This is a genomic window from Synechococcus sp. RS9902 (genome assembly GCF_014279635.1).
In the GTDB taxonomy this organism is placed as follows: Bacteria; Cyanobacteriota; Cyanobacteriia; order PCC-6307; family Cyanobiaceae; genus Parasynechococcus.
Genome location: NZ_CP047949.1, coordinates 769,456 through 790,322 on the forward strand (window position 1 = coordinate 769,456; position 20,867 = coordinate 790,322).

Annotated in this window: 17 protein-coding genes; 7 read left to right on the forward strand and 10 right to left on the reverse strand. The window is 56.4% G+C overall.

Going from position 1 to position 20,867, the window contains the following annotated elements:
* Positions 1-1,434: a class II fumarate hydratase gene (locus SynRS9902_RS04000; RefSeq protein ID WP_255446194.1), complete on the reverse strand. Its 1,434-nt coding sequence runs from the start codon at positions 1,432-1,434 to the stop codon at positions 1-3.
* A 60-nt stretch (positions 1,435-1,494) separates the two neighbouring features.
* Here SynRS9902_RS04000 and SynRS9902_RS04005 point away from each other — a divergent pair, with 60 nt between their 5' ends.
* The 4 genes from SynRS9902_RS04005 to SynRS9902_RS04020 are packed head-to-tail and all read left to right on the forward strand — an operon-like array spanning position 1,495 to position 4,962.
* Positions 1,495-2,010 (forward strand): DUF1997 domain-containing protein, encoded by a 516-nt coding sequence (locus SynRS9902_RS04005; RefSeq protein ID WP_255446195.1) that lies wholly within the window; start codon positions 1,495-1,497, stop codon positions 2,008-2,010.
* Positions 2,011-2,032: 22 nt separating this feature from the next.
* Positions 2,033-2,860, forward strand: coding sequence for a hypothetical protein (locus SynRS9902_RS04010; protein WP_186510060.1), 828 nt, complete (start codon positions 2,033-2,035; stop codon positions 2,858-2,860).
* A 23-nt stretch (positions 2,861-2,883) separates the two neighbouring features.
* Positions 2,884-3,708, forward strand: a complete 825-nt coding sequence (locus SynRS9902_RS04015) for an ABC transporter permease (RefSeq protein WP_255446196.1) — start codon at positions 2,884-2,886, stop codon at positions 3,706-3,708.
* A gap of 45 nt (positions 3,709-3,753) precedes the next feature.
* Complete coding sequence (locus SynRS9902_RS04020) at positions 3,754-4,962, forward strand: sugar ABC transporter (protein WP_255446197.1); 1,209 nt, start codon at positions 3,754-3,756, stop codon at positions 4,960-4,962.
* A 32-nt stretch (positions 4,963-4,994) separates the two neighbouring features.
* Here the strand turns inward: SynRS9902_RS04020 and SynRS9902_RS04025 are convergent, their stop codons facing one another.
* From SynRS9902_RS04025 to SynRS9902_RS04060, 8 genes are read right to left on the reverse strand one after another with little or no spacing between them, the layout of a single operon-like run.
* On the reverse strand, positions 4,995-8,474 hold the full coding sequence (locus tag SynRS9902_RS04025; protein WP_255446198.1) for a rhamnan synthesis F family protein: 3,480 nt from the start codon (positions 8,472-8,474) through the stop codon (positions 4,995-4,997).
* Positions 8,475-8,516: 42 nt separating this feature from the next.
* Positions 8,517-9,653, reverse strand: a complete 1,137-nt coding sequence (gene rfbB / locus SynRS9902_RS04030; RefSeq protein ID WP_186510063.1) for a dTDP-glucose 4,6-dehydratase — start codon at positions 9,651-9,653, stop codon at positions 8,517-8,519.
* A 58-nt stretch (positions 9,654-9,711) separates the two neighbouring features.
* Positions 9,712-10,596 carry a dTDP-4-dehydrorhamnose reductase gene (rfbD, locus tag SynRS9902_RS04035; RefSeq protein ID WP_186510064.1) on the reverse strand — a complete coding sequence of 295 codons (885 nt, stop codon included), beginning with the start codon at positions 10,594-10,596 and terminating at the stop codon, positions 9,712-9,714.
* Entirely contained in the window at positions 10,593-11,183 is a 591-nt protein-coding gene (rfbC, locus tag SynRS9902_RS04040) for a dTDP-4-dehydrorhamnose 3,5-epimerase (RefSeq protein ID WP_186510065.1), read from the reverse strand. Before rfbC ends, rfbD begins: the two co-directional genes overlap by 4 nt.
* Positions 11,173-12,111, reverse strand: coding sequence for a glucose-1-phosphate thymidylyltransferase RfbA (gene rfbA / locus SynRS9902_RS04045; RefSeq protein ID WP_186510066.1), 939 nt, complete (start codon positions 12,109-12,111; stop codon positions 11,173-11,175). The genes rfbC and rfbA overlap by 11 nt, the downstream gene beginning before the upstream one ends.
* 8 nt (positions 12,112-12,119) lie before the next feature.
* Positions 12,120-15,131, reverse strand: a complete 3,012-nt coding sequence (locus SynRS9902_RS04050; RefSeq protein WP_186510067.1) for a rhamnan synthesis F family protein — start codon at positions 15,129-15,131, stop codon at positions 12,120-12,122.
* Positions 15,128-16,138 carry a tRNA dihydrouridine synthase DusB gene (gene dusB, locus SynRS9902_RS04055; RefSeq protein WP_186510068.1) on the reverse strand — a complete coding sequence of 337 codons (1,011 nt, stop codon included), beginning with the start codon at positions 16,136-16,138 and terminating at the stop codon, positions 15,128-15,130. The genes SynRS9902_RS04050 and dusB overlap by 4 nt, the downstream gene beginning before the upstream one ends.
* A 3-nt stretch (positions 16,139-16,141) precedes the next feature.
* Entirely contained in the window at positions 16,142-17,365 is a 1,224-nt protein-coding gene (locus SynRS9902_RS04060) for a sulfotransferase family protein (protein WP_186510069.1), read from the reverse strand.
* Positions 17,366-17,602: 237 nt separating this feature from the next.
* Here SynRS9902_RS04060 and SynRS9902_RS04065 point away from each other — a divergent pair, with 237 nt between their 5' ends.
* Positions 17,603-18,052, forward strand: a complete 450-nt coding sequence (locus tag SynRS9902_RS04065; RefSeq protein WP_186510070.1) for a DUF1823 family protein — start codon at positions 17,603-17,605, stop codon at positions 18,050-18,052.
* 14 nt (positions 18,053-18,066) lie between these two features.
* Here SynRS9902_RS04065 and SynRS9902_RS04070 read toward each other — a convergent pair whose 3' ends face one another.
* Positions 18,067-18,450: a L,D-transpeptidase gene (locus SynRS9902_RS04070; RefSeq protein WP_186510071.1), complete on the reverse strand. Its 384-nt coding sequence runs from the start codon at positions 18,448-18,450 to the stop codon at positions 18,067-18,069.
* 129 nt (positions 18,451-18,579) lie between these two features.
* Here SynRS9902_RS04070 and der point away from each other — a divergent pair, with 129 nt between their 5' ends.
* Positions 18,580-19,947, forward strand: a complete 1,368-nt coding sequence (gene der, locus SynRS9902_RS04075; protein WP_186510072.1) for a ribosome biogenesis GTPase Der — start codon at positions 18,580-18,582, stop codon at positions 19,945-19,947.
* A gap of 3 nt (positions 19,948-19,950) precedes the next feature.
* On the forward strand, positions 19,951-20,859 hold the full coding sequence (locus SynRS9902_RS04080) for an energy-coupling factor transporter transmembrane protein EcfT (protein WP_186510073.1): 909 nt from the start codon (positions 19,951-19,953) through the stop codon (positions 20,857-20,859).
* Positions 20,860-20,867 lie beyond the last annotated feature (8 nt).

Here is a 20,867-nt window from a genome sequence, read left to right on the forward strand (position 1 = left end):
TCAGGCCTCTGGAGCGGCCATGGCGCCGGGATTCACCTGCTGATCAAAGTCGGCTTCGCTGATGTGGCCAAGTTCCAAGGCCGCCTGCTTCAGCGTCAGCCCCTGATGGTGAGCATGCTGAGCGATGGCACTGGCCTTCTCGTAACCGATGCTCGGGGTTAAGGCGGTGACCAGCATCAAGGAGCGATCCACGAACCGCTGAATCTGCTCCCGATCCGGCTCCAAGCCCTCCACCAGGTTCTGGCGGAAGCTGGTCATGGCGTCCTTGAGCATGCGGATCGACTGCAGCAGGTTGAAGCCGATCAAGGGCTTGTAAACATTCATCTGCAGATGGCCGCCTGCGCCAGCGGCTGCCACGGCGCTATCGAGACCGATCACCTGGGTGCAGACCATGGCCATGGCTTCGCACTGGGTGGGATTGATTTTTCCCGGCATGATCGAGCTGCCGGGTTCGTTGGCGGGCAGCCGCAACTCGCCCAGACCTGCCCGGGGGCCACACCCAAGCAGCCGCACGTCGTTGGCGATCCGGAGCAGGGCCACCGCCAGCAAGCGAAGTTGGCCCATCGCTTGAACGAGGGCGTCATGGCCGGCCATCACCGCGAAGAGGTTGTCAGCAGGACGAACCTTGACGCCGGCGACCCGGCTCAGCTCTTCTGCAACGGCATGGCGGAAGCCAGGCGGTGTGTTCAACCCCGTGCCCACGGCGGTGCCCCCCAAGGGAAGATCGCCAAGGCTGACCAGACAGTCCTCCAGCCATGCCTGGGCTTGTTTGAGTTGATCCCGCCAGGCGCCCACTTCATCGCCCAACCGCAGGGGCACTGCATCCTGCAGATGGGTGCGGCCGATCTTGACGATGGGCATCCAGGCCTGAGCTTTGGCATCAAGGGCCTGCACCAAGGCATCGAGCGCCGGCAGCAGCCCGTCCTTCAGGTGCTTGGCCGCGGCGACGTGGATCGCTGCGGGAAACACATCATTGGTGGATTGCGACCGATTGACGTGGTCATTCGGGTGCACTGGGGTGTGGCTGCCGAGGGCGGTGCCTGAAGCCTGAGACGCCAGATTGCTGATCACCTCGTTGATGTTCATGTTGGTCTGGGTCCCGCTTCCGGTCTGCCAGATCCGCAGCGGGAACTGATCGTTGTGCTGGCCAGCGGCAATGGCATCGGCCGCCGTGCAGATCAGCTCCACCTGTTGAGGGTTCAGAAGAGCATGCTCGCCGTTCACTGTGGCGCAGGAACGCTTGATCCAGGCCAGGGCCTGGATGATCTCGAGCGGGATCCGTTCGTCGCTGATGGCGAAGTTCTGAAGCGACCGCTGGGTCTGGGCCCCCCAGAGCGCTTCGGACATCACCTCAATGCCCCCCAGGCTGTCGGTTTCAATCCTGAACGGCTGCGTCATCGGGTCCACGGCGCGATCGAGCGTTGCATCGATCATCCGTGATCACTGTCCGTTGGTCGTGCCATCGTTCCGCTTCAACTGTTTCGGTGGTCTCCGGTGCAGGTTCACCGCTCCCATGGCATCGCTTTGCAGGTGCCTGATGCCTCTTTGCCTCAGTTGCAGGGCTACCTGGCGCAGCCTGGGCGCCCGTTGAAGGCTCTGTTGAATCGCAACAAGGTGGAGCGGCTCGCGGATGGCCGCTTTCTTTATGAATCCCGGCCATATCAGTTGCTGAATTTTCAGCTTCAGCCTGAGGTGGTGTTCCGCTCTAGCTGGGATGGCGATCAACTCACCATTGTTTTTGAGCACTGCACGATGCATGGCCTCGGACGGCTGCAGGACCTGGTCGAGTTCCAGTGCCAGGCCTGGATTCGACCCGAGCAGGAACGCTTGATGGCCAAGGCAGACCTCAGTCTTGAACTCACCGCGAATGGAGCAGGGGTTCTGTTGCCGAAGCCGCTGCTGAACCGCACCGGAGATCTTGCACTGCGTTTAGTGACGGATCGCTTGGAAAAGCGTTGTCGCACAGGATTGATCAAAGGTGCTTTGAAATGGGTTGCACGACACCCCTGAAGCTGCTTGATTTCCTGGTGGTATGTTCAGCGAATTGGATCCCTCTTCCTCCGGTGTTGTGGTGAGTGAGACTGCTTCAGCCAGGCCGGTATTGACGTTCCGGAACTTCTCTCTTCGCTGCGACCCGTCAGACCCTGCAATTTCTTTTAAAAATGTTTGGAACTGGAGTCTGCTGGAAGGAAAAAAAACCGTTGTTATCACAACTAATTCATTCTTGAAATATCAACTTGTTTCGGCATTGGCTGGACTTGTTTCTCCGATTTCAGGTCAAATCCTCGTTGATGGTGTGGTCGGTTGGCCTGTTGGTGGAGAAGGAGGATTGGATAGCAAGTTGCGGATCTCTCATGCCCTAAATTTTCTCGTTGCAGTTTACGGAGATTGCCTTGAAAAGTCCCTGGTGAGCATGGATGAGTTTTGGGATTTGTTGGCACAGATAGAAATTCATCCAGGACTGATCATTAGAGATCTTTCTTTGCCACAGAAAGATTACTTTTTTTTAGCGCTATCGGTTCTATTTTCTTTTGACTTGTATTTGATACCCAACACAAAATTTTTGATGTCTAAGTTTGCCAGCCCTCTTCGCCCGATTTTGCTAAAGCAGTTAGGAGCCAAGACCCTTATTTCTACTTCAGTTAATAAATCTTTTCAGCGTGAATTTTGCTCTGATGGCCTGGTTTTAGGGGCGCTTGGTGAAGTTCTGTATGCCGGTGGGCTAGTTGATGCTATCCAATGGGCTGATCAAAATCTTGGAAAATCTAATTCTTCTGATTCAGATGATGAGCAATTTGGGACAGGCTTGAATCTGTTGAATTTAGATTCTTCGGATGATGGAATGGACGATTTCGTTTAGGAGGTTTTGGTTCTATGAACTTCATGCACAAGTTTTTTTCTGGGATTCGCCGCCAAATTGCAATTGTTTTTGCAATCGCTTCTTATGATATTGATAGAAAGTCAACGGGTTCTTCGATTGGTGCATGGGAAAGTATTGTTAATCCATTGCAGATCATGCTGTTCTTTATCGGCATGCGAGTTGGATTTAGCCTTGTAAGGGGATCTAACAGATATGCGGCCGGCGGATCGACAGATATGTACTTTAATATTGTTGTATTTATAGCTACAGGGTTTTGTATTGCTTTTCTCTTCAGAATGGTCGCTATTAAAGCCCTCAGTGGTTTGAAATTAAGAGCACCTTTGTACTACCCTAGGGTAAAGCCTCTGGATATTCTTTTGGCCTTGTCCCTTAACGACTTCAGGGCATTAGCTACAATTTCACTTGGTATTTTTGGTCTGGTTTGGTATTTCACCTGGAGCTTTCAGCTTGACAGCCCAGGATTGGCGATCAGCGTCTATTTGCTGACTATTTTATTATCTCTAGGATTTGGGATTTGCCTTGTATTTTTGGGGAGGCTTAATAAGTGGATAACCAGAATCGTTAAGCGAATTTTGAATCGATTGATTATTTTTACTTCTGGAATATTTTTTGCTGCTTTTGAAATTCCTGAATATGTCAGGCCTTTCGTTACTTGGAATCCAGTGCTTCATGCTGTTGAGTTGTTTAGATATTCCTTGAATAATCAATATCCAATACCCAACATATCTCTTTCATATCTGATCGGGTGCTCTATGGTGCTTCTTGGGTTCTCGCTTGTTCTTTATCGAACGAACGAATCTTTGCTTCTTGAGGCTAATGATGATTAATCCCTGATTGTTGTCCGTTTTATTTTGTAGAGGTAATTTTTGATCATGCCTGACTCCATCCCTACTCCCAGCTCTTCACCATCTCTTCCTAAGGTGTCGTCATCGCCTTTCCAGATTCCCAGCTCACTGGCCTTTGGTCAACAGGCCCCGATTTGGCGTGAACGGTTAGAGAGGTTTACCAGGCCAAAGTTTTTGGTTTCAGCTTTTCTTGCGACCTCAGCTTTCTATTGTTTCGTCATTGGTAGGGATCGTTATACTTCTGTCTCTGAATTTGTGATCCAACAGGCAATCCCGCTCCAGGGTTCATCTGCCTCTGTTCTGGCGGGAGCCGCTTCTGCCCCTCAGGTGTTGACTTCTCTTGTGGATGGTCAGTACCTTCAGGTTTATTTAGAATCTTCCGATGTCAAATCTCGCTTGTTCTCTGATGGGAAAAAGCTTGAGCAGAATTACAGCAAGAAGTTCCCAGATTTTTGGACTGGTTTAAGCCCCAAGAGTTCTGCGCCCAAACAACTTGAGTTTTATCGCAAACAACTTTCGGTGGCACCTCAGCCCTTGAGTGGCTCAGTCATTTTAACTACGTCAGGATTTACTCCAGAACAGGCTTTCAATCTCAATAATGATTTACTAAAGCAGTCTCGACGTTTTGTTAATGAGGTCAATCAATCTATCAATGCTGATCAAAATCTATTTGCCAAAAAAGAGGTTCGTCTGGCAGAAATAAATATTAAGGCAGCAACTAGAAAGCTTGAGCTTTTCAGGGAAAGGCATGGAAATTTGAGTGTTGAGACTGAGCAAGCCACGACAAGTTCTTTCATTTCAGGACTTGAATCTCAACTGGTTGAATTGAAAGTTGAAGAGGCGGCATTGCGTCGTCAGTACCGAGATCCCAACGCACCTGAGGTGGCATTTGTGGCAGACCAGGTGAAGGAGCTTGAGCTTCAGATTCGTCAAGAGAGGAACCGAGCTCTTAGTAAAAATGGCCGAGATCTGAATGCTCTTGTGCTTGAAGAAGCAGGGTTGATTTCAGATGTTGAGTATGCGACCACAACTCTGCAATCTGCTCGTTTAGCTGCGGATAACAGTCGTCGCGAGAGTCAGCGCCAGCTCAAATTTGTGGTTGTACTCAGTCAGCCCCAGCTGCCTGTTAGTCCCGATCAAAACTGGCGCTGGCAAGCATTTCTTGGCTCGATCGGGATTGTTGTCGTGGCTTGGGGCGTCGGTGGCTTCCTTCTCAGTGCCATGCGCAGGAGCTGATCTCAAGCAACATCAATGAAAAACTCAAAGCTTTAGGGACGAATTCCACCGCGCCCTTTGCCAGCTAGGTAGTAGCCGCAGGCTCGTGCAAAATGACGCCTTCGACGCATCAACAACTCGTTTTCGCTGATGTTCGGGTACTTCTTTTGTCTAGACCGGTCATCAGCACAAGCTTGTTCAAACACTTCTAGAACTTGCTTTTTGGTGTAAGGCAATATTTCGTTGAGCATTTCTTTGTAAAAATGCCATTCTGTGTTCGCCCGCAGCACCGTTTCGCGGAAACCATATTCATGGGAATGGCGAACAATGGCTGTTGAGGCGTAGGCTTTTTTGTAGCCATGCCTGAGAATTTCACGCGCCCACAATTGATCTTCTCCATAGACAACATCCGGAAGTGGTAACGTCTCCCAGACTGATTTCCTCAGGCAGGAATTGTTGTCGGAGTAGAAGCGTTCGTGGGTGGAGACAACTCCATTGTCCGCCTGACGTTCGGCATTCAGTTCAATCGGTTGTCGATGACTTCTGTAAATCCAGCGATTGAAGTGTTGGTCCAGGTCGAGAGCGGTGAGTTGACCGTGTTCTGTATGGGCGATGTGGCAGCCAAAGACCCCGGCCACCCGTGGATCACTTCGCAGTGGGGCTATCAGATTCATCAGCCACATGCGATTTGCTGGGATGGCGTCCTGTGTGATGAAAGCGACGTACTCCCCTCGCGCCAGCTCCACGCCCAGGTTGCGGGTGCGCCCATGGCCGAAATCTTCTTTGCGAATTCTGTGCAGGCGGATCCGCTCGTCATGTGGGAGCGCTTCGATGCACCCATCGCTGGAGGCGCTATCAATCAATAAAACTTCAAAGGCTTGGTCGAGATCCTGTTCAAGACAGGACTCAACGACGGCTTGGAGCATCGTGCCCCCGTTGTAGACGGGGATCACCACCGTCACCAAAGGTGTTGTTGGTTGAACGGACTGCCTTGTTAACGGCACCGTTGGAAGTGACCTCTGAATGAAGCTCTCAATCAGTTTGTTGGAACCATCCCAGGTGAGCTGTTCCGTGGCGGCGAGACCAGCTTGGGCAGTGATTTCCCTGAACGATGCATCATTCAGCAAGCGACTTAGGGCAGAGGCCAGGCCCACTGGTGTTGCTTCGGCCAGCACGGCTGTATTGGGCTGATAGGAGATTCGGGTGTGCTCGGCATCAATATCGACCACAGGCAGCCCACAGGCCATCATTTCATTGGGAACTAGCGAGTAGTTGGTTCCTGAAAGCACGAATCCAACTGCGCACTGGCGATACAGATTGGCTAGGGCGTCTCCATTCAGAATCCCTGCATGCCTCACCTTCACTGGAATTCCAAGATCGGGTAGATCGTCTTCGCCGAAGGTGATGATCTCGAAGTAATCTCCCAGATCAAACAAGGCTCTCAGGGCAAGAATCCCCAGTTCGTAGAGCCGTCGTGGTGTGCTGCGTCTCACATAGAAGGCAATGGCATGGTTGTTGCGCTTCTGTTCACCATTGGGTTGATAAACACCGTGATCGACGGCCAGCGGGAAAGAGATGGCTGAATTGCCAAAGCTTTCCATTTTCTGCTTCAGCCAAGGACTGGCGCAAATGCAGGAAAAATTGTTTTCGGATGCATACGAGTGTTCGGTGAGGATGCTTGAGCTTCCTTGTGCAAAAAAATAGGGCTCGTAATCCTGGACAAAATAAAATCTTTTCTGAAATTTCTTCATCCCGAGCACCGGGTAGGTGCTCATGCGGTCGGTTGCAATGACAATGTCGCCGCTTACAAGGTCAAGGTCATCCTGAGTATTGCCCAGCATGTACACCTGGTCTGTCTGTAGAGGAAGGAAGTGCTGATCAATAACGCGTTTGTGCAGCGAACTCAGGCGATTTGGTTTATCGTTGCCTTTGAGCTCGGAATGAACCCAGATTGTGCATTTGTGCCCACAGCGTTCCAGGTAATCAATGGCTCTGAAAATGGTCATGTGACCACCAAGCCCTGGTGTGAAATTGGGAATCACCCAATGGATGTGCAGGGACTTTGGGTTGATGTTGCTCTTCAGCGACCATTCTGGAAGAAGAGGCTGGGGTTTGAATTGGATGACCTTCTCAAATCCCTGAATTTTGAGTTGATTTTTCCCTTCAATAATTGATTTATCGGTTTGATGTTGTTTTGAATGGGTGTATCCGCAGTATGTTGTTTGTAGTTTTTGCTTAAATATTTCAGTTGTCGAAAGGCCGATGAGGCGTTCAATGCTATGGGCAATGGTTCCATCAATTTGTCCGCCTTCCTCGTCGAAGTCGTTCCAGCTGAGATCCCAGTCAAGAATTGGTTTGAGCAGTTCTGGTTTGCACCAGAACATCGTCCCGGTTGGGAAGCAAAACCGACTGTTTCTTTTGATATGGTCGAGCTTGTAGCGTTTGAGGAAAGGGCTGGCTTTGCTGTAGTTGCCATCCTCATGCCCCCAGCAGGAATCATGCTTGATGCCGAGGCTGAGAGCGTAATTTTCAATCGGATATACAATTCCTGTCTCTGGCGATTGAAGGGCTTTGAGATTGGTTGCGGTAACAACGTCGCTGCCAATCAGGTTGTCCAGACAGTGAAGAAACCAGCCACTGAGTGCATTGCTGTGAGGGCTTTTTTTCGAGTGAAGCTTGAGGATGAGGTCGTAGTTGGGGATCTGATCCTTGAAGCCAACGACGAATGGGGCGACGTCGCGTCCGATGTTGCGGAAGGTTCTAACTTCAATTTTATGTGCATTATCAACTCGTGCGAAAGTGGTTTTCAGCGGCTCGACTGAATCTTCCTTTGTGGAAATGAATATGTCAATGTTAGAGGGTATATTCTTCAGGTAAGTGGCAATTTTTTCGGCCAGTTCGGGGTAGAAGATGTGCAGGAAAACGCCAACTTTTTTATTTTTTAGTTCGTCTTGAATGCAATCCAGTGTGTTTGGATCAGGCCTTTTGATGTCGGCCATTTTTCGCATGAAATGGATGTTATCCATTGAGTAGCGGTGTTCGTTCATGCCGAACTTGAAGCAGTGGACCATTGGGTTGAGTCCACTTTCTCTAACGTCGGGATATTTGCTCAGATAGTTTTCTGTGTCGAATAGGTCGCTCGGGTCGATGCCCTCCTGATGGCCCGATCGGCAGTAATGGAGGATTGCATCCCCGATGCTTGTGATTTTCTCGGCTTCTTCGGGTTCGAGTTGAGCTTTGTAGTGCTCAATATCGAAGACGTAAGCGTAATGAGCTAATTCACGGAAGTCGCGAATTATCTTTTTGCTTGTCTCTCTGTTTTGTAGGTCTTTGAGGTAATCCTGAAGCTCAGGCGTTATCTTTTTGCGCCTGTTGTTGGGAGGGCTTGGGCGCCTGGTTTGGCCCAGTCGATTAAGCTGCCTTCTTATTGCTTTGGGCAGGATCTTCTGCTTCCCCATTGCAGAAGCAGAGCGTTTCAGGGCCTGCCTCGTCGTGTTGGAGAGAGTGGAGAGCGGATGACGTCGCTTAGGCATGCCGCTCAACAAGCAGGTCTTTAAAAAGTGAGTTGAAACCTATCACTTGTTGGCTTCGTTTCTCATTGTTTTTATGCCCAATCTGCTGCCGTCATATCCCGCCCGCTCGCGTACTTTGCTGCACCATTCCTGATGGGATAGGTACCAGTGCACGGTCTCCGCCAAGCCCTGCTCCACATTGTGGCGAGGGCTCCAGCCCAGCTCGGAACTGATGCGGCCCGGGTCAATCGCGTAGCGGCGGTCGTGGCCAGGACGGTCGGTCACCGGAGTGATCAAGTTGGCGTGGGGAGCTGATCCAGGGCGGCTCTGGTCCAACTGATCGCAAATGGCGTGAACAACCTCTTTGTTGGTGCGCTCACCGTGGCCACCAACGCAGTAGCTGCGGCCGGATTCACCCTTGCAGGCGGCCAGAAGCAGGGCGTCGACGTGGTCCTCCACGTACAACCAATCACGCACATTCAGCCCGTCGCCGTAGAGAGGAATCGACTCACCTCCAGCGGCCTTCAGGGTGACCACGGGAATGAGTTTTTCAGGGAACTGCCATGGGCCGTAGTTGTTGGAGCAGTTGGTGAGCACCACAGGTAGCCCAAAGGTGTGGTGCCAGGCCTGAACGAGGTGATCGCTGGCTGCCTTGCTGGCGGAGTAGGGGCTGCGGGGGTCGTAGGGCGTTGTTTCTGAGAAGCGCCCCTCGGCGCCCAGGGAGCCAAAGACTTCGTCGGTGCTGATGTGGTGCATCCGGAAGGCATCACGGCGTTCCCCGCTCAAGCCCTCGTAATGGCCCCGCACCGCCTGCAGGAGGTTGTAGGTGCCGTTGACATTGCTCTCGATGAACATACCAGGGCCGGAGATGGATCGGTCCACGTGGCTTTCCGCTGCCAGGTGCATCACCAGATCGGGGTCTGCCTGCCGCACCGCAGCCTCAACCGCTGCTGCATCGGTCAGATCCACCTGCTGAAGCCTGTGCCGATCGTTCGCCGCGCCCTCCAGTTCGCTCAGCACCTCCTCAATCGAGGACAGGTCGCTGGCATAGCCCATCTTGTCGAGATTGAAGACGGTGGCTGTTGTCTCCCGCAACAGCCTGCGCACGACGGCGCCGCCAATGAAGCCTGCACCTCCGGTGACCAGAACTCTGCGGCGATCTCCCAGCAGGTCGGAGGCGGAAGGCATGGACGAAACCATTGGTGAGAGCGGGTGGTGGGGCGTTGTTTGGGGTTGGAGTGTTGGACTCAGTCGCCCTTCATGGCGTTTTGGCTTGCTGCAACACGGTTTTCAGCGCTTGCTGCCAGTGCTCGCCGTTGAGGTCCAGGGCGGCTCGGGTGGCGGTGCAGTCAAGAAGCGAATAGGCCGGCCGTTCAGCAGGTGTCAGGTAGTCCGCTGTGGTGATCGGTTGAACGGCTGCGGGTGTGTCGATGAGCCCCAACTCAGCACCGATTTGGCCAACGGCTACCGCCACGTCGTACCAGCTGGCGGCGCCGGCATCACTCCAGTGCATAACCGCTGGCAAGTCGCGGTCACCAGCGTTCTGAAGGGTTTGCCAGCAGGCTTGAGCGAGATTGAGGGTGCTGGTGGGACAGCCCACTTGATCGGCGACAACACCCAGTTGATCCCGTTCCCGGTGGAGGCGGAGCATGGTGAGCGCGAAGTTTTTGCCCACGGGCCCGATCACCCAGCTGGTACGCAGGATCAGGCCCCGGCCTCCTGCTCCAAAAATCGATTGGACCGCCGCTTCTCCAGCAGCTTTGCTTGCTCCGTAAACACCGAGAGGGTCGCGGGCCTGCTCGGGTTGATAAGGCGTTCCCTGGGTTCCGTTGAAGACGAAGTCGGTGCTGATCTGGAGCAGGCGTCCCCCTTGTTGGTCAAGAGCGCGGGCGAAGGCCTCCGGTGCCCCGGCATTCACGGCGTGGGCCAGTTCGGGCTCCGACTCGGCCTTGTCCACCGCTGTGTAAGCACCGGCGTTGAGCACCCAGTCGGGTTGGTGCTGTTGAACGGCGCCGCGGCAGGCTTCAGGGTCCGCAAGGTCAAGCTGCTCACGGCTGGTGGCCACCAGCTCGAGTCCCTCAGGGGCGGAAGCGATCAGAGCCTGACCCAGCTGACCGCCAGCTCCGGTGAGCAGCACCTTCATGGGAAAACGTCTCCAGCCACCTCAGCGGCTTTGAATCCTGCTGCTTCGGCATCTTTGCCCGAGAGGCTCACCTCGATCCCTTGCAGCCGCTCGATCGGCCAGGCAATGGCCAGATCTGGATCGTTCCAGACAATGGCCTGCTCACAAGACTTGTTCCAGAACCCTCGCGCCTTGTATTGCACCTCAGCAACATCGCTGAGGGTGAGAAAGCCGTGGGCGAAGCCCTCAGGAATCCAAAGCTGGCTTTTGTTCTCGGCACTCAGTTCAGCGCCGACCCAGGCGCCAAAGGTTGGTGAGTTGCGTCGGATGTCGACGGCGACGTCGTAGATCGCTCCGACCGTGGCACGCACCAGCTTGGCCTGGGGTTCCGGCGCGAGCTGGTAATGCAGTCCCCGCAGCACGCCTTGGATCGAGCGGGAGTGGTTGTCTTGCGAGAACAGCACCGATTCGCCGACGCCTTCATCGAACTTGCGTTGGTTCCAGCTTTCGTAAAACCAGCCACGGTCATCGCCGAAGGCCTGGGGCGTGATCAGCAGGGGACCCTGCATCACCTCGCCGGACGGTGTTTTGAGTTGTTCAAGCTGCATGGCTCACCTCCAGGCTGGATTGCAGGGCAGCGTGATCGCTCACGCTCTCCTCGAGCATTTGCAGCAGATAGGAGCCGTAGCCACTCTTCTTGAGGGGCTGAGCGAGTTGATCCAGCTGTTCCGCCGTGATCCAGCCCTGGCGCCAGGACACCTCCTCCGGGCAGCCCACCTTCAGCCCCTGGCGATGTTCGAGCGTGCGGATGTAGCTGCCAGCATCGTTGAGGGAATCGCAGGTGCCGGTGTCGAGCCAGGCCATGCCACGACCCATCAATTCCACCCGCAGCAACCCTTCATTCAGATACATCTGATTGAGATCGGTGATCTCCAGCTCCCCGCGTGCTGAGGGCTTCACCTGGCGGGCCCGTTCCACGACGCTGTCGTCGTAGAAATACAACCCAGTCACGGCGTAGCGGCTCTTGGGCTTCTGAGGTTTTTCCTCCAGGCTCAGCACGCGGCCATCGGCATCGAATTCGGCCACGCCATAACGCTCGGGATCACTGACGGGGTAGGCAAACACCGTCGCCCCTTGGGCTTGAGCGTTGCTGTTCACCAGCTGGGGCACCAGATCGTGCCCGTGGAAGAGGTTGTCTCCCAGCACCAGGGCGGCGGGGTGGCCTGCCAGGAAGTCGGCACCAATCAGAAACGCCTGGGCCAAACCGTCCGGGCTCTGTTGCATGGCGTACTCGATCGTCATGCCCCAGCGGTGGCCGTCGCCGAGCAAGCGCTGAAAGGCCTCCCTGTCGTGGGGGGTGGTGATGATCAGCACCTCGCGGATCCCTGCCAGCATCAGGGTGCTGAGGGGGTAATAAATCATCGGCTTGTCGTAAACAGGCAGCAGCTGTTTGCTGACGGCCTGGGTGATCGGATGCAGCCGCGTGCCGGTCCCCCCAGCCAGGATAATTCCCCGTCGCTTGGATGCGGTGCTCATCGACTGGCTCACCGACGTGAAGTCGGCGTCATTACAGCATGAGACCCCTTGCGATCACTTCCATTCAGTCGATGGCGCAGCCGTTCAAGCAGTTGCTGTAACCCTGGTTTCGGCCGCAGTTGGCGTTTGATGCTGGCCGCCAGCTGAGGGTTGCGTCGGCCGATCACCTCGGGCCAGCTGTCGACGGTTTGCCTGGTGGGGTTGTCGCGCAGCAGGCTCACCTTGAGGAAGGGGAAGCCCCGTTGCTCAATCAACTCCTTCCACGCGTAGTGCAGAACATTGCCGTTGGCGTTGTGGGTGTAGAGGCTTTCGAGCTTTAGTCCAGCTGCCCGCAGCTGCACCGGCAGGCCCACCTCGCATTGTTTGACCAGGTCCCGTTTGCGGGGCCAGATCTGCAGGCCCCCCCAGAAGCGATCAAAGCTGGGGCATTGCAATGCCTTGGGTTTGTAAGCCGTGAAGGCGGACGACAGATGCGGTTCGTACATCAGATCGTCCGTCAGCCCAATGACATCCGCTGTGCTGGCGTGCAGGCGTCGGAACAGATCGTCGAGGGGCGTGATCGGTCCCCAGAAGCTGTCGTTGGTGAGCACCACGAACGCCGCCTGTTCAATGTCTTGCCGATGCAGCTTCAGGGCTGCTTTCCAGCTGCCGAAGTCGTACCCCTGGTTGCGCCGGATCACGAGCGCGGAACAGCGTTGGCGCAGCCGATGCAGGGTTCGTGGATGCCAGCGCACCCCGCTGGCTGACGACACAACGATCACGTCGGCGAAGCGCTGGTAGGCATCAATCAGGGGAAAGAGATCGTCCCGAAACCGGTTGTCGGCTGAAAAATGCGCCAGCACAACGATCGGTCGTTGATGGTTGGGCTGGAAGTTTGGATGTCTCCAGTGCATCAGCACGGCATCGGCCACCGGGCCTTTCGAGCGCGGCGCGGGCTCCCGGGGTTGGTAGCGATTGCTGTGGGGGTGAATGCATGAACTGGTGAGGGGATCACCGGTGGCGAACAGCTCGGCGTGCTTGGCCCGCAGGTGACCCGACTCGCGTTGATGCCGGGCCAGTGCAGCGCCTTCGCGGTCTTTGCCGCGACTGATTGATTCGTGGTGAACGATCTCCACAAACGGGGTCACCACCACCGAACCACCGCTTTGCCTCAGACGCAGGCAGAGGTCCACGTCGTTGAACACCACGGCGAGATCTTCATCGAAGCCTTGAATGCGATCGAAATCGCTGCTGCGAAGCATCAGGCAGGCTCCGGTGGCGGCAGTGAATTCCTCCTGCACCAGCAGGGGGGTGAGGGTGGCCAGCACGGCGGGGCTGTGCAGGTGTTTGCCAGGCTCCACCACACAGCGGCGCTCCCCCTTCACCAGGGCAACTCCTTGATGCTGGATGCTCCCGTCGGGGTAGTTCAGCCTGGCCCCCACGGCGCTGGTGCTGCGGTAGGCGAAGGGGTCCAGCAGTGCCTGAAGCACCTCGGCGGATCGGAATTCGATGTCGTTGTTCAGCAGCAACAAATGGCTGCCCTGGGCATGGCGGCGGCCGATGTTGTTGAGCCGCGAATAGTTGAACGGCTCGTCCACCCGCACCACGCACACGTCATCGAGCTGTGCCTGTGCGTCCAGCCAGGCCTTGGTGGCGGCCTCCTCACTGCCGTTGTCGATCAGGATCAGCTCGTAGGCCACAGCTCCGGCGCAGCGGCGCAGGGAGGCGACGCAGCTCTGGGTGAGATCCACCCGGTCGCGAAATGGGATCAGAACCGACACCAGAACCCTGGGGTCGGGGCGGAGCTGCAGCTGATGGCAGGCGCCCAGCGATTGAGTGGGTGTGAGCTCCCCGCCCGGCAGGAGAAAGCCGGGGCTGTGTCGCTGGCTGATCGCCAGGATCTCAGTGCTGAGCTCAGGGGTCCAACAGTGGCGGTCGGCCGGGGAGGCAACGTCGGGCACGGTCGGGTTCGCCCGGATGGATCGCTGCAGCAACACCTCCGAGCAGTGGGCCACGGCGTCGCCGTGGCGGCAAACCTGCAGCGCCAGATCCAGCAGCAGGGCATGCAGCGAACCGGTGGATGCCGGCAGCTTCAGCTGTTGAAGCGTCGACCAGCGCAGGGTCACCAGGCCGCCGATGCATCCCCGGCAGAGCAGTCGAAACGGTGTGATGGCTGTTCTGTTCTGGCGGTTCCCCGCAGGAATGCCTGCGTCGTCACTCCAGCGCAGGGTTTCATCGCTGGTGAGCAACACCGCTTCAGGGTGTTGCGCTGCGCAGTGGGCCATGCGCAGGCCTGCCTGGGGATCCAGCTGATCACTGGCGTGGCAGAAGCTGACGAGGGTTTCGTCGTCTGGGAATGGAGCTCTGATCCATCCAGAGGGATCTTCGAGGGAGGCGTGTCGGATCTGGCCCCAACCTTCTGGTTGTGAGTTGCGCGCCGACTCGGCCTTTGCTTCTTGTGGGGTTGGGTGGAGAACCACCAGGATCGAGGCCGCTGAGGGAGTGGGCCCGCTTGGTGCCGGGTCCGGTCGGGGGGGCTGGTAGCGATCGAGATCCATGCCCAGGGGCCGTCCCTGCTGGAAGCGTTGACGGCCGATGCCCCCGAGGTGCTCCAGGGCACTGAGGGAGTCTTCACGTGCTGCTGGTCTCAACCCATCCCGATAGGCCTGGAGATGCACCGGCGGTAAATCCATGAACAGGCTGCGCTGTCCCAGGGCGATTTCGCCCAGGCGACCGCTGCGCAGCAGTTGCTTGGTGTCTGTGAGGTCCCGGTGGCAGGCCAGAAGATCGATGGGATCCAGCCCGCTGTCCTCAGGGGACCACTGGCTCGGGTTGCGCAACAGAGCGATGGGCAGCAACGACGGATCCAGCAGGTCTTGTGGGACCCAGGGAAGCTGCTGGTGGAGCTGTTGCTGCCAATGCTCGATTTCTTCGGCGCCGGCGCGACCAGACCTCCAGCGCCGCCAGGCCTGGGCATCAAGCGTGCTGTTGTCTTGGCCGCTTGCAGGCTCCACGCCCTGATCGTCGGGGCATCCAGTCAAGCGGACGCGGCAAGGGCGTCGATCTGCTGCGTCAGCAGCTCCCTGGCCTGGGCGGGCGTGGGGGCTCGCATCAGGTCATGACGGAGTCGCGAGGCACCGGGGAAGCCCGTGCAGGTCCAGCCCATGTGTTTGCGAGCGATCAGCAGACCATGGTCGCCGCGATCCTCCACCAGACCGTCCAGTTGATCGCGGGCCAGTGCAAGCCGTGCTGACGGGTTGGGTGTGGCGGGAATCGGAAGACCGGCTAGAGCGGCGTCGATCTGTCCCACCAGCCATGGGGCTCCCATCGTGCCTCGGCCCACCATCACTCCCGCTGCGCCGGTTTGCTTCAGGCAGCGCAGGGCATCGTCGGGGCTGTTGATGTCGCCATTCGCGATCAGGGGGATTGTGAGGGCGTCTCTTACTTGGGTAATCGCGCTCCAGTCCGCAGCGCCCTTGAAGCCCTGTTCGCGGGTGCGTCCATGCAGTGTGAGCAGTTGTGCACCGGCTTGTTCCAGCTGTTGGCACCAGTGCACGGGATCGGCATCACTGCCACACCAACCCAGGCGTGTCTTCACCGTGACGGGCACCGCCACGGCATCTGCCACCGCTTCCACGATCTTGATGGCCAGCTCTGGATCACGGATCAAGCCGGAACCACCCCCTTTGCGGGCAATCTTGCGCACAGGGCAGCCCATGTTGATGTCGATCAGAAAAGCCCCACTGGCTTCAGCCCGTCGTGCTGCATTAGCCATGGCCTGGGGGCGATGGTCGAACAGTTGCACGCCGATGGGCCCGGATTCCTCGGCGAGCGACTCCACCTTGCAGAGCCCATGCCCCATCTCGAGGCTGGTGGCATTCACCATTTCGGTGAACAGCAGTGCGTCGGGCGCCCAGCGCCGAACAAGGGATCTGAAGACCCTGTCACTTACACCGGCCAGTGGCGATTGGAGCACTCGCGAATGCAATTGGCGCGACTTCCCAGTGCCATCTAGTGATAAGGGATTCTCGAAAAATGGAATTGCCATCTTTCAGTCCTTGATGGATTTACGTTGGCTGCGGGATTTGAGTGCGCGGAGATTGGCTTTGTCTCGTCTTGATGAAAAAATGAATCTCAATGGACCAGCAAGCTGCCACCAGATTGTTCTGGTCAGATCATCAAATTGGTTCATGGCATCTTGGTAGCGCTTTCTTGATGATTGTCGGAGACGCTTGACTCGTTCGAGCTCATTTTGGGCGTCCAAGATTTTTTCTTTATTTTTGTCAACCCAAGAATGTAAGGTTTGAATGTCTTGTTTCAGTTTCCGTATTTCATTTTGTTGTTCTTCTGACTTTTTGTAGTGAATGGCGAAAAGATTTTTGAATTTAGATGCATTGCTTTCGTCAGATAAATCTTGATTGGCTTGGATTAAAGATTGGCGGGCAATTGCTACTGCGCTTTTGAGATCGGTTTCGTGGGTGAAGGCATTCTGGTTGAAATTTTTCAGCAGCGTATTGACTTTTCGGCTGACCGTTTCAATTGGGCTTGGCTCTAGAGGAGGTTGTTGATAGTGACGCAAGTTTTTGTCAAGAAAATGTTCGGAATAGATCTTGAATTTGTCTTCGTTGATTTGTCTTTCCAGGAAAGCGGAGAGTGCTTTGACTTCGTTGCGTGTGTTGTTGATTAGGCTGTCGTAGTTGATTATTAATAGTTCGTTATGGCTTAGGTTGTCGAGTAGGTTGATATAATATGTGCACCATATGGAAAGCGCTTTCTCTGTGCTAATCGAGTCGCGATTATGTATTGAGTGGGCTGTTGGTAATGGGTCTCGATGCGAGGCGATAAAATGCCATTTTATTTCGTTGTCTTTGCAAATCTTTTGCCAGAAAGGTATGAGATTGCATAGCCTTGGATCCTTGAGGCAAATGATTTCTTTGTTTTCGGCTTTGTTCTTTAAAAATGAATATGCCTTGGCCCCTTGATTCTCGGCTAAAATTATAAATTCTTCGGGATTGATAAGCTTTGGCTCATCCCAAAGTTGTCCTGTCTGCCTTAAGAGGTCGTCGTTAAAAGCGACAAAATCCTCGTCTTCCCAGTAACCCTTTACGTTATCTTCGCTTGCTCGCATTAAATTGGCGCTGTGTTGAATGCCGAGGGTTGTCATGGATCGAGACAGCGCGCTCGATCCGCTCCTGTGCATCCCGGTGATGAATACGATTTTAAGAGAGTTTTTTTGATCAATCTCTAGAGTATTTTGTTCTCCTTTGAAGCTCATGGTATCGATGACTTTGTTCTGTTTTGTTATCACTGGTGATTCGATTCTACACAGTTATGGATCCTTCATTGGCACAGGCTATTTGGTCGGGCCTTGTTTGTGAAAAGCCGTGTCTTGATGATTTGGAATGGCTTGCTCGTTGGCCGGTTAACCACCTCGTAGTCAGTCCAGTCTATTTAGAAGGTTTAAAGGTTTGGTATTTTGTATCTTTGCTTGATATTCTGTGTGCCTCTGGCGATGAAGCTTTGGCCTGTCAGTCGAAGTCTGTTGAATCAGATTTTGGAGGACCGCTGCAGCGATCGCTTTGTCTGCGAAAGGATTTGGGAACGTCTGGGCTATCAGCCTGCTGAACCGCGGTGGTGCGCCGGTCCCGACACACCCTCCGAATGGGCCGATGCCTTCCCTGAGGCTCCCGAGCTGATCGCGGAGCGTCCGGCGTCGGTTCGTTTGACCCGCTCGGTTCCCAAGGAACACAAACAGCTGCTCAAACAACAGCTCAATTTCGCGGGGTACCGCATCGGTGAGTTGTACCCCCGCCGAACCCGACGGGCCACCGCCGTGAACTGGCTGTTGGCCTGGCTGGCCCAGCGGAGCGAGCCCCTGCCGGAGCAGGGGCCCCTGGGCCCTGAGCTTCCCCCTCCTGCCGATCCGGTGCAGGGGCACCCCGGCGATCTGCCGGTGAAGTGATCCGGTGGCCTGACTCAGGCCTGAATCGTGATGGGTGTGCCTTTCGGGGTGTTGTGGAACAGCCAACGGGCGTGGTTCAGCGGCATGCGCACACAGCCATGGCTGCGGGGCACGCCGAAGGGTTTCCCGGCGTTCTCCTGCCAGGGGGCGGCGTGGAGGCAGATGGACTCGTTCGCGCTCACACACATCGTGAACGGCACCCCGGGAACTGTGTAGGTGCGTCCATACATCGTGGTGGATCGGTACTTCGTATAAACCTTGCTGTTGAAGATCGGTGTTGGCGTTGAGGCTTTGCCGGTGCTGACCGGAATCACGCGAACCACCTCCTGATCGCTGTTGTAGACGGTCAGGCGTTGGTCGGAGAGGTCGACCACAAGGCTGGCGACGAGTTCGAGCATGGCGAGGGAACACCTGACCTCGCCTTAGCTGTCTCGGTTGAGACTCATTAGTCTCGCCCCGAAAGAATTTCGTTTGTCCAGTGGCTTTATGGCGTCTCTGTAGGGTGAAAGATTGGCCTGAGCAGACCCTTGGCGCGTCCTGTCGTCGCAATCATCGGACGCCCCAATGTCGGTAAGTCGACCTTGGTGAACCGGCTGTGCCGCAGCCGTGAAGCCATTGTTCACGATCAGCCTGGCGTGACGCGTGATCGCACTTACCAGGACGGCTACTGGGGTGATCGGGAATTCAAGGTCGTCGACACCGGCGGATTGGTGTTCGAGGACGACAGTGAGTTTCTGCCGGAGATCCGGGAGCAGGCGGCTCTGGCGCTCGAGGAAGCCAGTGTGGCTCTGGTGATCGTGGACGGTCAGCAGGGTCTCACGGCCGCTGACGAGTCCATCGCGGAATTTCTACGCAGTCACCGCTGTCCCACGCTTCTGGCGGTGAACAAGTGCGAGTCGCCGGAACAGGGCCTGGCGATGGCCGGCGAATTCTGGGGCCTTGGCCTGGGTGAACCACATCCGATCTCGGCCATCCACGGCGCCGGCACCGGAGAACTGCTCGATCAGGTGCTCACCTTTTTCCCCCCGAAGGATCAGGAGGGTGACGAGGAGGAGCCGATTCAGATGGCCATCATCGGCCGGCCAAATGTCGGGAAATCCAGTCTGCTGAATGCCATCTGTGGAGAGCAGCGGGCGATTGTCAGCCCAATCCGCGGCACCACCCGCGACACGATTGACACCAGCATCATTCGCGAGAATCGTCCCTGGCGCCTGGTGGACACGGCGGGCATCCGCCGGCGGCGCAGTGTCAACTACGGCCCGGAATTCTTCGGGATCAATAGGAGTTTCAAGGCCATTGAACGCAGTGATGTGTGTGTTCTGGTGATCGATGCCCTCGATGGGGTGACCGAGCAGGATCAGCGCCTGGCGGGTCGCATTGAAGAGGACGGCCGTGCCTGCGTGGTGGTGGTTAATAAGTGGGACGCGGTGGAAAAAGACAGCCACACCATGACGGCGATGGAAAAGGAGCTGCGCTCCAAGCTCTATTTCCTCGACTGGGCTCCGATGTTGTTCACTTCGGCGCTCACCGGCCAGCGCGTGGAGAGCATCTTTGCCTTGGCCGCCCTGGCGGTTGAGCAGCACCGTCGCCGCGTCAGTACCTCCGTTGTGAACGAGGTGCTCAAGGAAGCACTGAGCTGGCGCAGTCCCCCCACCACCCGCGGTGGACGCCAAGGAAAGCTGTATTACGGCACCCAGGTGGCGAGCCGGCCGCCCAGCTTCACCCTGTTCGTCAACGACCCCAAGTTGTTCGGAGAGACCTACCGGCGCTATGTGGAGCGTCAGATCCGTGAGGGCCTCGGTTTCGATGGCAGCCCGCTGCGTCTGTTCTGGCGCGGCAAGCAACAGCGTGATGCCGAACGCGACCTGGCCCGTCAGCAGAGTCGTAAAGGCTGAGCCATGGACTGGTTGCGCCAGGTCCCCATGGGTCAATACGTCGATGGGTCCACGGGTTGGCTCCGGCGCTTGGACCCTCGGCTGAAGCTGGCCTGGTCTCTTGTCTTTCTGCTCACGCCTGTTCTGGCGGGGCCCCTCTGGCGGGTTGGCCTGGTGGTTGCTCTGGTGCTGATCACCTTCGTCAGTGGGCTGGCTCGCTCGCTGTGGTGGAGGTCTGTTCTGCTGCTGACGGCCTTGGCCGTTGTGGTGGGCCTCCTGTCGATGTTCTTGCCGGCTGTGGATCCCCCTGCGGCCTTCCCGCTGCGCAATCCGGCCGAGCTTCCGGGGCTCGAGACGGAAGGCCCCTCCTGGGATCTTTTGCGCCTCGGCCCCCTGCAGTTGGGCGGTCTCCAGCTGGGGCCGCTGGTGGTGGATCGGGCCTCGGCGCTGCTGGGGCTGCGAACGTCCACCTTGATTTTCACCGTGATTCACAGCGTCAACCTGATGCTCATTACGACCCCGCCTGAGGATCTGGTCTGGGCCCTCAGCTGGTGCCTGGCTCCATTCAAGTGGCTTGGATGTCCTGTGGAGCGGCTGGGGTTTCAATTGCTGCTGGCACTTCGCTTTCTGCCACTGGTGCAGGAGGAGCTCCAAAATCTGCTGCGCTCTCTCGCCAGCCGTGCCGTCAACCTGCGCCAGCTGGGCTTCAAGGCCGGTTTCGGCTTGGTGCTGGCCGTCGGTGAGCGGCTGCTGGCCAACATCCTTCTCAGGGCTGAGCAGGGGGCCGATGCCCTGGTCGCCCGTGGGGGGCGAATTCTCGGTCCGTCGTACTTCCGCATGCCGCCTGATCGGGCTGCTCCCCTGCTGAATGGCCTGGCGACGGTCGTGCTTGTGTTGGTGATTGGGCTCCGTGGTCAGTACGGTGCTTTATGAGCTCCGAT